The 13,242-nt window shown below is 62.2% G+C and carries 14 protein-coding genes; 7 read left to right on the top strand and 7 right to left on the bottom strand.

Going from position 1 to position 13,242, the window contains the following annotated elements:
* The coding region (locus Q7T10_RS19755; RefSeq protein WP_304751454.1) for a DEAD/DEAH box helicase at positions 1 to 482 on the bottom strand (482 nt) is incomplete at its 3' end.
* A gap of 148 nt (positions 483 to 630) precedes the next feature.
* Here Q7T10_RS19755 and argA point away from each other — a divergent pair.
* Positions 631 to 1,986, top strand: coding sequence for an amino-acid N-acetyltransferase (gene argA, locus Q7T10_RS19750; protein ID WP_304751448.1), 1,356 nt, complete (start codon positions 631 to 633; stop codon positions 1,984 to 1,986).
* Between the two features lie 40 nt (positions 1,987 to 2,026).
* Here argA and Q7T10_RS19745 read toward each other — a convergent pair whose 3' ends face one another.
* From Q7T10_RS19745 to Q7T10_RS19735, 3 genes are read right to left on the bottom strand one after another with little or no spacing between them, the layout of a single operon-like run.
* A complete protein-coding gene (locus tag Q7T10_RS19745) occupies positions 2,027 to 2,545 on the bottom strand; it encodes a disulfide bond formation protein B (protein ID WP_304751447.1) in 519 nt (172 codons plus the stop codon).
* Positions 2,546 to 2,549: 4 nt separating this feature from the next.
* Entirely contained in the window at positions 2,550 to 2,783 is a 234-nt protein-coding gene (locus Q7T10_RS19740; protein WP_011464395.1) for a hypothetical protein, read from the bottom strand.
* A gap of 10 nt (positions 2,784 to 2,793) precedes the next feature.
* Positions 2,794 to 3,123 (bottom strand): hypothetical protein, encoded by a 330-nt coding sequence (locus Q7T10_RS19735; RefSeq protein ID WP_304751442.1) that lies wholly within the window; start codon positions 3,121 to 3,123, stop codon positions 2,794 to 2,796.
* Between the two features lie 128 nt (positions 3,124 to 3,251).
* Between Q7T10_RS19735 and Q7T10_RS19730 the strand changes: the two genes are divergently transcribed.
* Positions 3,252 to 3,524: an oxidative damage protection protein gene (locus Q7T10_RS19730; RefSeq protein WP_304751440.1), complete on the top strand. Its 273-nt coding sequence runs from the start codon at positions 3,252 to 3,254 to the stop codon at positions 3,522 to 3,524.
* 12 nt (positions 3,525 to 3,536) lie between these two features.
* Positions 3,537 to 5,309: an FAD-dependent oxidoreductase gene (locus tag Q7T10_RS19725; RefSeq protein ID WP_304751437.1), complete on the top strand. Its 1,773-nt coding sequence runs from the start codon at positions 3,537 to 3,539 to the stop codon at positions 5,307 to 5,309.
* A 39-nt stretch (positions 5,310 to 5,348) separates the two neighbouring features.
* Here the strand turns inward: Q7T10_RS19725 and Q7T10_RS19720 are convergent, their stop codons facing one another.
* Both Q7T10_RS19720 and Q7T10_RS19715 read right to left on the bottom strand, forming a co-directional pair.
* The gene (locus Q7T10_RS19720) at positions 5,349 to 6,089 is read right to left on the bottom strand and encodes a response regulator (RefSeq protein WP_304751435.1); all 741 of its coding nucleotides are present in this window, start codon (positions 6,087 to 6,089) and stop codon (positions 5,349 to 5,351) included.
* A gap of 62 nt (positions 6,090 to 6,151) precedes the next feature.
* Complete coding sequence (locus Q7T10_RS19715) at positions 6,152 to 7,348, bottom strand: ABC transporter substrate-binding protein (RefSeq protein WP_304751433.1); 1,197 nt, start codon at positions 7,346 to 7,348, stop codon at positions 6,152 to 6,154.
* 114 nt (positions 7,349 to 7,462) lie between these two features.
* On the opposite strand from Q7T10_RS19715, the gene Q7T10_RS19710 reads away from it, so the two are divergent.
* Both Q7T10_RS19710 and Q7T10_RS19705 read left to right on the top strand, forming a co-directional pair.
* On the top strand, positions 7,463 to 8,401 hold the full coding sequence (locus Q7T10_RS19710; protein WP_304751431.1) for a ribokinase: 939 nt from the start codon (positions 7,463 to 7,465) through the stop codon (positions 8,399 to 8,401).
* A 24-nt stretch (positions 8,402 to 8,425) separates the two neighbouring features.
* Positions 8,426 to 9,421, top strand: a complete 996-nt coding sequence (locus tag Q7T10_RS19705) for a nucleoside hydrolase (protein WP_304751429.1) — start codon at positions 8,426 to 8,428, stop codon at positions 9,419 to 9,421.
* Here the strand turns inward: Q7T10_RS19705 and Q7T10_RS19700 are convergent.
* Positions 9,336 to 10,352: a PEP-CTERM sorting domain-containing protein gene (locus Q7T10_RS19700; protein WP_304751426.1), complete on the bottom strand. Its 1,017-nt coding sequence runs from the start codon at positions 10,350 to 10,352 to the stop codon at positions 9,336 to 9,338. The genes Q7T10_RS19705 and Q7T10_RS19700 overlap by 86 nt on opposite strands.
* Positions 10,353 to 10,655: 303 nt before the next feature.
* Between Q7T10_RS19700 and Q7T10_RS19695 the strand changes: the two genes are divergently transcribed.
* Together Q7T10_RS19695 and Q7T10_RS19690 are read left to right on the top strand one after the other, a co-directional pair.
* Positions 10,656 to 11,447, top strand: a complete 792-nt coding sequence (locus tag Q7T10_RS19695; RefSeq protein WP_304751425.1) for a sulfite exporter TauE/SafE family protein — start codon at positions 10,656 to 10,658, stop codon at positions 11,445 to 11,447.
* Positions 11,448 to 11,453: 6 nt separating this feature from the next.
* On the top strand, positions 11,454 to 13,235 hold the full coding sequence (locus tag Q7T10_RS19690; RefSeq protein WP_304751423.1) for a nitrite/sulfite reductase: 1,782 nt from the start codon (positions 11,454 to 11,456) through the stop codon (positions 13,233 to 13,235).
* Positions 13,236 to 13,242: the final 7 nt, after the last annotated feature.

Here is a 13,242-nt window from a genome sequence, read left to right as displayed (position 1 = left end):
ATCGTCGCCGAGGTCACGATCACCTTCAGGTCGGGCCGGCGCGGCAGGATCTGGCGGATGTAGCCCAGCAGGAAGTCGATGTTGAGGCTGCGCTCGTGGGCCTCGTCGATGATGATGGTGTCGTAGGCCTTCAGCAGCGGGTCGGTCTGCGTTTCGGCCAGCAAAATGCCGTCGGTCATGAGCTTGACCGAGGCGTCGCGGCTCAGGCGGTCCTGGAAGCGGACCTTGAAGCCGACCACATCCCCCAGCGGGGTGTTGAGTTCCTCGGCAATGCGCTTGGCCACCGAGCTGGCGGCAATCCGGCGCGGCTGGGTGTGGCCAATCAGGCGCCCCTGGCCTGGCAGCAGGCGGCCGTCGGGCCCCTTGGGGCCATTGAGCTTGCCGCGCCCCATGGCCAGCGCGATCTTGGGCAATTGCGTCGTCTTGCCGGAGCCGGTTTCACCGCAGACGATGATGACCTGGTGCGCGTCGAGCGCGGCCATGATCTCGTCGCGTTTACCCGACACGGGCAAGGATTCTGGGAACTCGATTTTTAGGGGGGGAGCGGTCAAGGCAATAACTTCGTAGAGAATCGGAGATTATCCCAGCCCTTAGTCCCTTTCTCGCCCGCAACATCTGCCACTCGCCCGCATGTCCACTGTTTTCAACTTCACGTTTGTGCCCTGGTTCCGGTCGGTGGCGCCCTACATCCACAAATTTCGCAACCAGACCTTTGTGGTGGGGATCGCCGGTGAGGCCATCGCTGCAGGCAAGCTGCACCACCTGGCGCAAGACCTGGCGATGATCCAGAGCATGGGCGTGAAGGTCGTGTTGGTGCATGGTTTTCGGCCCCAGGTGAACGAGCAACTCAGGGCCAAGGGCCATGCCCCGAAATACTCCCACGGCGTGCGCATTACCGATGAGGTGGCGCTGGACTGCGCGCAGGAAGCTGCCGGACAGTTGCGCTACGAGATCGAGGCGGCTTTCAGCCAGGGTCTGCCCAATACCCCCATGGCCGACTCGACGGTGCGCGTCATTTCGGGCAACTTCATCACCGCACGGCCGGTCGGCATTGTGGACGGCGTGGATTTCCAGCATTCAGGCCTGGTGCGCAAGGTCGACACGGCGGGCATCACGCGCACGCTGGACATGGGCGCCATGGTGCTGTTGTCGCCCTTTGGTTTTTCACCTACCGGTGAGGCCTTCAACCTGACCATGGAAGAAGTCGCCACCTCGGTAGCCACCGCCTTGCAGGCCGACAAGCTGATTTTTGTGACTGAAATTCCGGGCATTCGCGTCCACCCCAGGGACCCCGAGAGCGCAGACAACCCGATTGACACCGAGTTGCCGCTGGCCGCCGCCGAAAAGCTGCTGGCCGACTTGCCGGCAGCCAACCAGCCCACCGACACCGCGTTTTACCTTCAACACTGTGTGAAAGCGTGCAAGAACGGCGTGGAACGCAGCCACATCATTCCCTTTGCGGTGGATGGCGCCATCCTGCTTGAGGTGTATGTGCACGACGGCATCGGCACCATGGTGGTGGACGAAAAACTGGAGAGCCTGCGTGAAGCCACGGTGGACGACGTGGGCGGCATCCTGCAGTTGATCGAGCCATTTGAGAAAGACGGCACCCTGGTCAAGCGCAGCCGCACCGAGATCGAACGCGACGTGGGCAATTACACGGTGATCGAGCACGACGGCGTCATCTTTGCCTGCGCCGCGTTATACCCTTATCCCGAAAGCAAGACCGCCGAAATGGCGGCACTCACGGTGTCGCCCCAGGTGCAGGGCCAGGGCGACGGCGAGCGTGTGCTGAAGCGTGTCGAGCAGCGCGCTCGGGCGGCGGGACTGGACAGCATTTTTGTGTTGACGACCCGCACCACCCACTGGTTCCTCAAGCGCGGCTTCGTCCTGGTGGACCCGGACTGGCTGCCCGAGGCACGCAAACGAAAATACAACTGGGACCGGAAAAGCCAGGTGCTGGTGAAGAAACTGGGCCACGCCTGACCAGCGTCGGGCCAGCCAGCGTATTGAAGCGCCGCCGGCTTTAGCGGCGTTGGACCAGACGCCAGATCAGCGTCAGGGACAGCAGGACCACCGCGCCAAAGCACAGGAACGACCAGTTGGCAATGGAGCCACCCAGGAAGGTCCAGTCGATTTTGGAGCAGTCACCACCCCCCTTGAAGATCATGGGAATGGCGCGCTGCAGCGGGAAAGTCTCGATCATTCCGTAGAAATCGCGGCCGCAACTCACGACTTCAGGCGGGTACCACTGCAACCAGCTTTGCCGGGCCGCCACAAAGGCGCCGAACCCAGCCGTTGCCAGCAGCAGCACCGAACCACCCAGGTGCATGCCTTTCTTGCTGCTAGCCCCCGTCAAGCCTGCGATAAGCGCTACCAAAATAAGAGCGTAGCGCTGGACGATGCACATCGGGCAAGGCTCCAGCCCCACCACATGCTGCAAGTACAGGCCAAAGGCCAGCAAGCCGATGCAAACGGCACTGAGCAGCGCAAAAACGCGGCGGGGAGAGTTGTCCAGCCAGCCCGTCAAGACCTGAAACACCATGGAATCAGCCGGCCGCCGCCTCGTCTGCAGCCTTGCAGGATGGCGAGCACACCGCCTGGGATTTGCCAAGTATCTTGCGCGTGACCATCTGCGAGCGGGCACGATGCTTGCCACACAGAAAGCACGACATGGTCGCGGCCCCGAACGACGTTGCCGCCGTGAACGGGGAACCCGATACTTTGGATTTGTAACGCAGGCCGTCGGCCAGCATTTTAGTTTTCGTGTCAGCTTTTGCCATAACCCGTATTTTACTTCGGCTGGCGCATGGCGCGCTCGATCACGGCTTTGGCCTGACGCTCGGCGGCCAGCGACAGCTCAAGTGACGAGCGGCACAGGCCGGCCACCTCGTAGTTAACGTTCTCGTACAGTTCCGCCGCAGCCGGATAGTTGTCCAGCAAGGCGCCCAACGCGGCACCCGATGGGACATCGCCGAACTCGTTCACCAAGTGCATCACGACCGAGCGATATTGCTCAGGGCCGACGGGCACCGTGCTGTGTTCGAGGCGTTCCAGCAAATCAGCCAACACGTGGGTGACGCCCAGATTGACTTTTGAAGGCAATGGTTTGGTATCGTTCATGCGTGGTAGCTGGGGGCGCGCCGCCGAAAATCAAGCTTTCAAATGCCAATCCCAAACCCCGCCAGCCCGACGGCCACCGAAAGCTTGCTAAAGTCGCAACCCTGACAAGAATTTGTAAAAGGCTCCAAATGGCACGCACCGTCAACTGCATCAAACTCGGCAAGGAAGCCGAAGGTCTGGATTTCCCTCCCTACCCCGGCGAACTCGGCAAACGCATCTGGGAAAACGTGAGCAAGGAAGCCTGGGCCGCCTGGCTCAAGCACCAGACCATGCTGGTCAACGAAAACCGCCTGAATCTGGCCGACGCGCGGGCCCGCCAGTACCTGGCGCGCCAGATGGAAAACCACTTTTTCGGCTCTGGTGCCGACGCCGCGCAGGGCTACGTGCCACCCAGCCCTTGAGGCTCCCGGCGCATGGCTGAGGCGGCGGCAACTGAACTGTTGCAGGCTTGTGGACTGCCGCAGGCATGGGGCCAGCAGAGCGCCTGGCGCGTCCTGGACACCCGGTTTGACCGGGGCCTGCATTTTCTGACCACCTGGCAGGCCTGGCGAAACGATCCGCGCAAACCTCGCCTCCTGCACTATGTGTCGCTGACCAGCGCGCCACCCCCGCTTGAAGAATTACTGGCCTGTGCCACGTCGTTTCCCGCACTGGCAGACGTGGCCCAGGAACTGGCGCCGCAGTGGTTTGGCCTCGCACCCGGTGTTCACCGTTTGACGCTCGATGGCGGCCACGTTCTGTTGACGCTGTGCGTGGGTGACTTGACGGCCATGTTGCGGCAGCAGCAGTTTGTGGCCGATTCGATTTACCTGGCGCCAGACGGCCCAGCCCGCGACTCAGGGCCACCGTGGACGGTCTGGACGGTAAAGGCCTTGGCAAGATGCTGTCGTCGCGGCACCCGCCTGGTGGCCATGGCTGATGCTTCTGATTTGCGCGCTGATTTGACGCAGTGCGGCTTTGAACTGCAGGCCAGCCAGACTGACCCGCTGACCGGGCCAGCCGGCGCCTTGCTCGGTGGCCAATTCAATCCCCGCTGGACGATCAAGAACACGAGAGACGCGGCACCCGCTCGTCCCGTCGAGGTGGGCACCTGCGCCGTCATCGGGGCCGGTCTGGCGGGCGCCAGCGTCGCCGCCGCCCTGGCCCGACGCGGCTGGCAGGTGCGGGTGCTCGACCAGGCTAACGAACCCGCCGCCGGGGCTTCCGGACTGCCCGTGGGTCTGGTGGTGCCGCATGTGTCGGCCGACGACTGCGCCTTGTCGCGCCTGTCGCGCAGTGGCGTGCGGCTCATGCTGTACCAGGCACGCAGTCTGCTGCGCCAGGGTCAGGACTGGGACGCCACCGGAACGCTGCAACGCCAGCTGGATGGTGCGGCCGATCTGCCCGACATCTGGCACAAGGACGCGGCGTGGCTCAAGCCGGCCCGGCTGGTAGACGCCTGGCTGGCGCAACCGGGGATCACTTTTCAGGGGGGTGCCCGGGTGTCCACCCTTCGCCGCAGCGGCGACCAATGGGAACTGCTGGACGAGCTGGGCCAAGTGCTCGCCCGCGCCGACCGGGTGGTTTTGGCCAACGCCAATGGTGCACTGCCACTGCTTGAAACTCTGCAGGCGACCCTGCCTGCACTGGGCGTTCGCGTCGACCAGCTGCCGGCCATGCACGGGGTCCGCGGTCAGTTGTCATGGGCCCTGCACCAGGGCGAACCCGATGCGGCTTTCCCGCTTTTTCCGGTCAATGGCGCCGGCAGTGTGATTCCCGCGGTGCCAGTGGACGGAGATTCCCACGCCGGCCTCGCCTGGTTCGTCGGCTCCAGTTACCAGCCCGACAACAAGCCCGAGTCGCCAGACGAAAAAAACCACGCCGCCAACTTCGGGCGGCTGCAAAAACTGATACCCGCGCTGTCCCAGGCCCTGGCGAAGCAGTTTGCCGCTGGCGCCATCAACGCGTGGAAAAACACACGCTGCGTCACTGCCGACCGTCTGCCGGTGGTCGGGCCGCTGTACCGGACAGACAACCCCACGTTGTGGATTTGTGCCGGCATGGGCTCAAGAGGACTGAGTTTCTCGGTGCTCTGTGCTGAACTGCTGGCGGCGCGCTGGGGTGCTGAGCCCCTACCGGTTGACGCGGGCCTGGCCCAATCCCTCAACGCCCTGCGCGGCACCCCGTCAATGGCCGAAAACATTTGATGAAATAGGCCCGTAGCCCCGAATTTAAAGCGCAGAATGCTATATTTTTTGTAGCAACTCAACAACCTGCAAGGGGTCAAAAGGTTTTTCCAGCAGTCCGCTGCAACCGGACGCTTCCGCCTGTTCGCGCACATGCCAGGACTTGTCGGTCGTGGTCACGATGACACTCCCGATCGCTGGCTCCAGCGCCACCAGCTGAGCAATCATTTCCCAGCCATCCATGTCCGGTACATCAAGCGAGACGATGACCAGATCGTAGTGGCGGATTTTCGCCAGCTCCAGCGCCTCGGCGCCGGTCCTGGCCTCGGCAATCTCGGTGTGACCCGCCAGTGCCAGGCGGGCACGCAGGTACATGCGATCCTCTTTGCACGGGTCCACCAGCAGCGTCACCTTGTAACCCGGAGGGACGCCAGCCCCCGCGGCGCCGTCCCCCAGATCAATGTCGACATCCAGTGTTTCCGCGGGCGCAAACAGGCTGTCCATGGCTTGCACGACATCGGGCCAGTGCAGCGGCCGCTGAAACGTACGCCAGGCGTTGGCCGGTGCGTCACGCCCGACGCAGATCATCTTCAGGTTGGGGTTCAGGCCCGGTGAGGCGAGCGCCAGCCCGGCTTCATAGGCGTCGAGGTCAATCAGCGCCAGACGGGGCGCCACGGGGGCCTCGGGCGTCCACAAGCCATAGGAAGTGGGCCGCCCGAGTGACAGTCTGAACAGCGTGTTGATGGCATGACGCTCCACATCCCTGAAGCCGACAACCTTGACATATACGCTGGGTCCCATCAATGACAGACTTTCGAAGTGTTGAGGTCAAACAAATTATGACGCCGATGCGGCCTGTCGATCTACTTCATGGCAGCCGCTGGCCGGCGCGCCGTCACGTAGTCATCGCGCGGCATGTAAGCCTTGCCGTCGGCATAGCGCCACTGCACCATGGTGCCTTTGCCTCCCCGCAGGTCCAGCTTGCCGACAAACGCGCCCATGGTGGACTGTTGGTCAAGGGCGCGGAACTCGGCCGGGCCAAACGGCGTGCTGAACTTGAGGCCACGCATGGCAGCCACCAGTTTTTCGTTGTCCGTGCTTTTTGCCTTGTTGATGGCGGCAAAAATGGCCTGCATGGTGGCGTAGCCCACCACCGAGCCCACCTTGGGATTTTCATTGAACTTCTTGTAGTAATTTGCGGCAAACGCCGCGTGCTCACGGGTGTCAATCTGGTCCCACGGATAGCCGGTCACGATCCAACCACGCGGCGTTTCATCCTTGAGCACATCCAGGTACTCGGGCTCGCCTGACAACATGGAGACCACCGGCGTTTTGGGAAACACATTGCGCTGATTGCCTTCGCGCACCAGCTTGGCCAGATCGGCGCCAAATGTCACATTAAAAATGGCATCGGGCTTGGCCTGCATGATCGCCTGCAGGGTGGTGCCGGCTTCGAGTTTGCCCAGTGCCGGCCACTGTTCGGCCACGAACTCAACATCGGGCCGCTTCGCCCTCAGGAGTGCCTTGAAGCTGGTCACCGCGCTTTGTCCGTACTCGTAGTTGGGCGCAATGGTGGCCCAGCGTTTGGCCGGCAGTTTGGCGGCCTCTTCCACCAGCATGGCGGCCTGCATGTAGGTGCTGGGGCGCAGGCGGAAGGTGTAGCGGTTGCCCTTCTCCCACACGATGGCGTCCGTCAAAGGCTCGCTGGCCACAAACAGGCGCTTGTTTTTGGCGGCGTGATCAGCCAGTGCCAATCCCACGTTGGAGAGAAACCCCCCGGCCAGCACGTCCACTTTCTCATTGGATGTCAGTTCCACCGCATGGCGCAGGGCTTCCTCCGGCTTCCCGGCGTCATCGCGCGCAATCACCTCGACCTTGCGACCGAGCAGGCCACCGGCGGCATTGATCTCCTCGACCGCCAATTGCCAGCCCTGCCGGTACGGCGTGGTGAACTGCGGCATGCTGGAATAGCTGTTGATTTCGCCAATCTTGATCGGACCGCTCTGGGCATAGGCGCCCGCCATCAGCAATGACAAAAAACCGGTAATAAGCTGCTTCATAAAATCTCCAAGGCCCCGCACTTTATCAGCGCTCGTATCCAGCGGTGTTTAATTTGGTAACCATAATCGGGTCAGGTCGCATTGATCGTCAATGCCAGTTGAATGGATTCAGCCATGATTCTTGTTGCCGGCTCAGCCAATCTCGACTTCGTCGTCCGCGCCCCCCACATCCCGGCTCCGGGTGAAACGGTGCTGGGACGGGACTTCCAGACTTTCTCCGGTGGCAAGGGTGCCAACCAGGCGGTGGCCTGCGCGCGCGCCGGTGGAGCCACCACACACATGCTGCTGGCACTGGGCGACGATGCGTATGCCGCGCCGCTGGAAGCCTCGTTGACAGGTGCAGGCGTGCAAATGCATGTCGTGCGCGTCAAGGACCAGGCCACGGGCACGGCCTTCATCTGTGTGTCGGATGACGCCGAGAACGCGATTACCGTCGCACCCGGCGCCAATTTCGCCTTGCGTGCCACCGACCTGCCATCGCTGGAGGGCTTCACCCACCTGCTGCTGCAACTCGAAATACCGATGGCGTCTGTGACGGCCTACGCCAGGGCGGCCCGGGCCAGCGGCGTCAAGGTCATTCTCAATGCCGCACCGGCACAAGCTCTGTCCGCCGAGCTACTGGCGCTGCTGGATGTGCTGATCGTGAACGAGGGCGAACTGGCTGTCGTCGCCGATCATCAGGGCAGCATTGCGCACTGCCTGGCGCGCCTTGCAGTGCCCTGCGTGGTCGTGACCCTGGGGCACCACGGCTGTTGCGCCCGCCTGGACGGTGTGTATTCCTTTGAGCCGGCCTTTCAGGTGACGCCCCTGGACACCACCGGCGCGGGCGACACCTTCTGCGGCGTTCTGGTCGCCGCCCTGAGTCAGGGACACAAGCTGCAACCCGCATTGCGGCTGGCCAGCGCCGCCGGCGCCCTGGCCTGCACCAGGCTCGGCGCGCAATCGAGTATTCCGACCCAGGCCGAAGTAGCCGCCTTTCTGGCCAGCCAGGCCGCATCCACCGAAGCCGACAGCGCAGCACTGAGCCAATTTTGTGGCTTCGACTTCATCTAAGACCGTCTTCGCACCACGCATCCCATGAACGCCCAACTCCCCTGCAAAGTCATTTATGACACCGACCCCGGCATCGATGACGCCATGGCGCTGTACTTTGCGCTGGCCCATCCGGCCATCGACGTCGTTGGCATCACCACCACTTTTGGCAACGTCACAGTGGAACAGGCTGCGGTCAATGCCCTGTATCTGACCGCCATTGCCGGCCGAAGCGTGCCGGTCACCAGGGGCGTGGCGACACCCTGGTGCAAGCCCCCGGAGGCGCCGCCGGCCCATATTCATGGCGCTGATGGTCTGGGCAATCTGCCCCACCGTGCTGCAACTTCAAACCAGCTGGACCCGCGCTCTTCGGCACAGTTCATCGTGGATGCGGCGCGTGCCCAGCCCGGTGAGATCACGCTGGTGGCGGTGGGTCCGCTGGGCAACCTGAGCCTGGCCCTCAAGCTGGAGCCCCGACTGCCCGACTTGCTGCGAGAAGTCATCATCATGGGCGGCACGATTTCTGAGCCCGGCAACGTGTCGCCGTTGGCGGAGGCCAACATCTGGAACGACCCGCACGCCGCCGACCTGGTGTTCACTGCAGGATGGAAGCTCACCATGGTGGGTCTGGATGTAACCCACCGCGTTGTTCTGCCGGTGTCCTTGTTCAAGAAAATAGCGGACCGACACCAGCATGTGGCGACCGACACGCTACACCACGCCGTCGGCTTCTATGCCAATCATTACGGCGGTGTCCATCCGCATGTCGCTGAAATTCATGGCTGCTTCGGTCACGACGTGCTGGCGTTCATCTACCTGGTCAACCCCGAGCTGTTCACGCTGGAGCGCGGACGCGTCCGCGTGGCCACAGACGGCCTGGCCCAGGGACAAACCATGATGAGACGCAAGGGTGTGGCCGACTATCCGCAGGCGGGTTGGGGAGATGACAAACCCCTCACCCAGGTCTGCATGCAGGTGCAAGCCGAGGCCTGCAAGTCCGTGCTGGAAACTGCGTTGATGGGCTCCTGGCTAAGCTTCTGAAGCCCGAGGCCAAATCACCGGTCTCACGAATAGCCACAACGCCTTCGGGCATTTTGCGCCTGCGCATAAAACAGATGCCAGCAAGGCCAATGCCAAAGAGAGTCAGAGTGGCCGGTTCCGGCACGCTAACTCGATCGGTCGAGTCAAACTGCGCGCGAATGTAGTCCTCACCGTTATAAATGGTTAACGGCGTGTTTGCGCCGAGTGAACCTGAACCCACGATGGTGTCATTGATGTCGTAAAGAACGTAGGACGCGCTGAGATCGGAACTCCCTAACGCCTTGGATAGGATCAGGTCCACCTGATCCGCAACCGGCAGCAGGGACTCGATGGAAACCGCGCCAATTACCGTGCTCGAGTTCGTTGTGTAATCCAGGAAACGCAAGGCAACAACGCGGTCTCCCAAGGTATTGACGCCGACAAAAAGCGCGTAGGTGTTGTTTCCAGAGTTCCCGATGCCCGTAGCACGATCAGTTGCGTGAAGGCCGAAACTTTGGCCTTGGACGGTGGGAAGGTTCGACATATCGTAGAGCGCATGCATTTCAAACGAACTGGCTTGCCCCAGGAAATTCGGATTGGCCGGGTTGGTTGCCAACAGTCTTGTTCCACTGGTTGAAACGTCGGCATAAGTCGCCGTGTTCACCGTAGGAGCGCCAAGCGAGGGAGTCATCGTCAACTTGCCCGCAGCTTCACTCGTAATCCCGCCTGCGCCAAAAAGCGAATAAGTGGTTGGGCCATCCGGGCCGCTTGGCGGCGGCACTGAGTTGTTGAACGAATCCCGGAATATCTCATTAGAGCCCGCCGCAGCGGAGCCCTTCACAATCCAGAATTCATCGAGAACCGGCGTGAATGGCGTGGCGAACGCCACCCCGGCACTTGACGCGACCAACATGCCGATTCCAAGGGCCGCGAGCAAACGGTTTGTAATCATTGAATGTCTCCCTGATCAAGTAGATAAAGAGTGCCAATAGTGCCAATGCACAAGTCGTACCAAGTCCGTTAAATTGTTATTTTTCAACAAGTTAGGCGCTGACGGACCAGACGCTTCCAAACGTTCGTAAAAAATCCCGACATCCCAGCGTCATGGCAGCAGTAGGTCGGGCGCAATAACACGCAGGAGCAGGTTCAGCCCTGCACGGTCTGCCGGGGCCATTGCGCTTTATATTTGTATTGCATATAGAAATCATAAAAATGTAGTTTGCAATCTAAGGGTGCGCAACTAGAGTCTGCCCCTATGCATGACTTTGCGTTCATCTTTGCCGGTTTCTTTGTAGGGCTTGTCGTCGGCGTCACCGGTGTTGGTGGCGGGTCGCTCATGACGCCGATCCTGATTTTTTTCTTTGACGTCAAGCCCTATCTGGCCGTTGGCACGGACCTGCTGTTTGCCGCCTTCACCAAGATGGGCGGCACGCTCAAGCTGGCACGGGCCCGGGTCATCGACTGGCGCGTGGTGCTTCACCTCTCGGCGGGCAGCATTCCGGCGGCCCTGATCACGCTGCTCATCCTGCGCCTGGTCGGCCCGGCCAACCCGCAAGTCCAAAGCCTGATGACCACCACCCTGGGGTTCGCCCTGCTGCTGACGGCCGCAGCCACGCTGTACAAGGCGCTGCGTGGCAAGGCAGCACCCGTTTCGGTCGTGCGCGGCCAGGAAGTGCGGGCGGCGACGCCGCGCCACTGGAGCCTGCCGCTGCTGTTTGGCGCTGTGATTGGCACCCTGGTCACGTTGACATCGGTGGGCGCCGGCGCCATTGGCGTCACCGTGCTCATGATCCTGTACCCGCTGTTGCCGCTGCCCCGCATTGTGGCGGCCGATATTGCCTACGCCGTGCCGCTCACGCTGGTGGCCGGTCTGGGACATGCCTCACTGGGCTCCGTGGACTGGCCCTTGCTCACCAAGCTGCTGGCGGGATCGCTGCCCGGCATCTGGGTGGGCTCGCACCTGATGTCGCGCATCCCGGAACGCGTCATTCGCTCCCTCCTCTCCGTGCTGCTGGCCTATGCCGGCGTGAAATTGATTGCCCTGTAAAACACCATGTACCAATACACAGACTTCGATCGCCAGTTCGTCCGCAACCGCGCCGCGCAGTACCGCGACCAGCTGGAACGCAACCTGGCAGGCGAGCTCAGCGACGACGACTTCCGTCCGCTGCGACTGCAAAACGGCTGGTACATCCAGCGCCATGCGCCGATGTTGCGGGTCGCCGTGCCCTACGGCGAGCTGTCTTCCGCACAACTGCGGGTACTGGCCAAAATTGCCCGGGACTACGACCAGCCCGATGCTCACGTCTACCAGACGGCGCAAACCACGCAGGCCAAGCTCGGCACGGCCACACTGCCCACCGGCTATGCGCACTTCAGCACGCGCCAGAACGTCCAGTACAACTGGATTCCCCTGGACAAGAGCGCCGATGTGATGGACCTGCTGGCCTCGGAAAACATGCACGGCATCCAGACCAGCGGCAACTGCATTCGCAACATCACCAGCGATGAACGGGCCGGCATCGCGGTGGACGAAATCGTGGACCCGCGCCCCTATTGCGAAATACTGCGCCAGTGGAGCACGCTGCACCCGGAGTTTGCGTTTTTGCCCCGCAAATTCAAGATTGCGGTCTCGGGTGCCCGGGAAGACCGCACGGCCTCCGCCTGGCATGACGTTGGCCTGCGCCTGGTCCGTGCCGACAACGGCGACATTGGTTTTCGGGTGCTGGTGGGTGGCGGCATGGGCCGCACGCCGGTGATTGCCAGCACGATTCGCGACTTTCTGCCCTGGAACCAGATCCTGAACTACCTGGAAGCCGTGGTGCGCGTCTACAACCGCTGGGGGCGCCGCGACAACATGTACAAGGCCCGCATCAAGATTCTGGTCAAGGCCGAAGGCCAGCGCTTCACCGATGAAGTCGAGGCCGAATACCAACAAATTATCGAGATCGACGGGGCGCCGCATACCATCGCCCAGTCCGAACTGGACCGGGTGTCGGCCTCGTTTGTGCCGCCAGCGCTGAAAGGCCACAAGCCGGACTCAGCGCTGAAGGTCGCCCAGATTCTGCGTGCCACCGCCGAGAACGATGTGGAATTTGGCCGCTGGCTGAAACAGAACGTCGCGCCGCACAAGAACCCCGACCTGCGCGCCGTCACCCTGTCGTTCAAACGGCTGGGCCATGCTCCTGGCGACGCCACGGCCAGCCAGCTGGAGACGGCCGCTGACCTGGCTGACCAATTCAGCGCCGGTGAAGCCCGCGTCACCCATGACCAGAATCTGCTGCTGCCCTGGGTGCGTTGCGACCAGTTGCCCGAGCTCTGGCGTGCGGCCCGCCAGGCCGGTCTTGCCCGCTCCAACATCCGCCTGTTGACCGACATGATTGCCTGCCCCGGCGGCGACTTCTGCGCACTGGCCAATGCCCGCTCCATTCCGATCGCGCAGGCCATTACCGAGCGCTACCAGGACATGGATGAATTGCATGACCTGGGCGAAATTGATTTGCACATCAGCGGTTGCATGAATTCATGCGGCCACCACCACAGCGGCCACATTGGCATTCTGGGCATCGACAAGGACGGACAGGAGTGGTACCAGGTGTCGCTGGGTGGTTCCGACGGCTCCACGCTGAGCGGCACACCGGTAGCAGGCAAGGTCGTCGGCCCCTCGTTTGGCGCGGCCGAAGTGCCCGATGTGATCGAAGTGGTGCTCGACACCTACCGGCGAGAACGGCAGAACGGTGAGACCTTCATCGCCACCTTTCGCCGTGTCGGCATGGACGCGTTCAAGCAAGCGGCCAACAGTGTGCGCCAGACGGCTGAAGCCGAACTGGCCTGAAAGAAGA

The organism is Rhodoferax sp. (assembly GCF_030646845.1).
Lineage (GTDB): Bacteria > Pseudomonadota > Gammaproteobacteria > Burkholderiales > Burkholderiaceae_C > Rhodoferax.
Note: the sequence above shows the minus strand (reverse complement) of the source record. Positions and strands in the feature narration are given on the sequence as shown.

Coding starts and splice junctions, on each gene's coding strand:
- Q7T10_RS19735 (WP_304751442.1), bottom strand. CDS start 3,123: ATGAACGATACCAAACCATTGCCTTCAAAAGTCAATCTGGGCGTCACC.
- Q7T10_RS19695 (WP_304751425.1), top strand. CDS start 10,656: ATGCATGACTTTGCGTTCATCTTTGCCGGTTTCTTTGTAGGGCTTGTC.
- Q7T10_RS19715 (WP_304751433.1), bottom strand. CDS start 7,348: ATGAAGCAGCTTATTACCGGTTTTTTGTCATTGCTGATGGCGGGCGCC.
- argA (WP_304751448.1), top strand. CDS start 631: ATGTCCACTGTTTTCAACTTCACGTTTGTGCCCTGGTTCCGGTCGGTG.
- Q7T10_RS19745 (WP_304751447.1), bottom strand. CDS start 2,545: ATGGTGTTTCAGGTCTTGACGGGCTGGCTGGACAACTCTCCCCGCCGC.
- Q7T10_RS19710 (WP_304751431.1), top strand. CDS start 7,463: ATGATTCTTGTTGCCGGCTCAGCCAATCTCGACTTCGTCGTCCGCGCC.
- Q7T10_RS19705 (WP_304751429.1), top strand. CDS start 8,426: ATGAACGCCCAACTCCCCTGCAAAGTCATTTATGACACCGACCCCGGC.
- Q7T10_RS19740 (WP_011464395.1), bottom strand. CDS start 2,783: ATGGCAAAAGCTGACACGAAAACTAAAATGCTGGCCGACGGCCTGCGT.
- Q7T10_RS19720 (WP_304751435.1), bottom strand. CDS start 6,089: ATGGGACCCAGCGTATATGTCAAGGTTGTCGGCTTCAGGGATGTGGAG.
- Q7T10_RS19700 (WP_304751426.1), bottom strand. CDS start 10,352: ATGATTACAAACCGTTTGCTCGCGGCCCTTGGAATCGGCATGTTGGTC.
- Q7T10_RS19690 (WP_304751423.1), top strand. CDS start 11,454: ATGTACCAATACACAGACTTCGATCGCCAGTTCGTCCGCAACCGCGCC.
- Q7T10_RS19725 (WP_304751437.1), top strand. CDS start 3,537: ATGGCTGAGGCGGCGGCAACTGAACTGTTGCAGGCTTGTGGACTGCCG.
- Q7T10_RS19730 (WP_304751440.1), top strand. CDS start 3,252: ATGGCACGCACCGTCAACTGCATCAAACTCGGCAAGGAAGCCGAAGGT.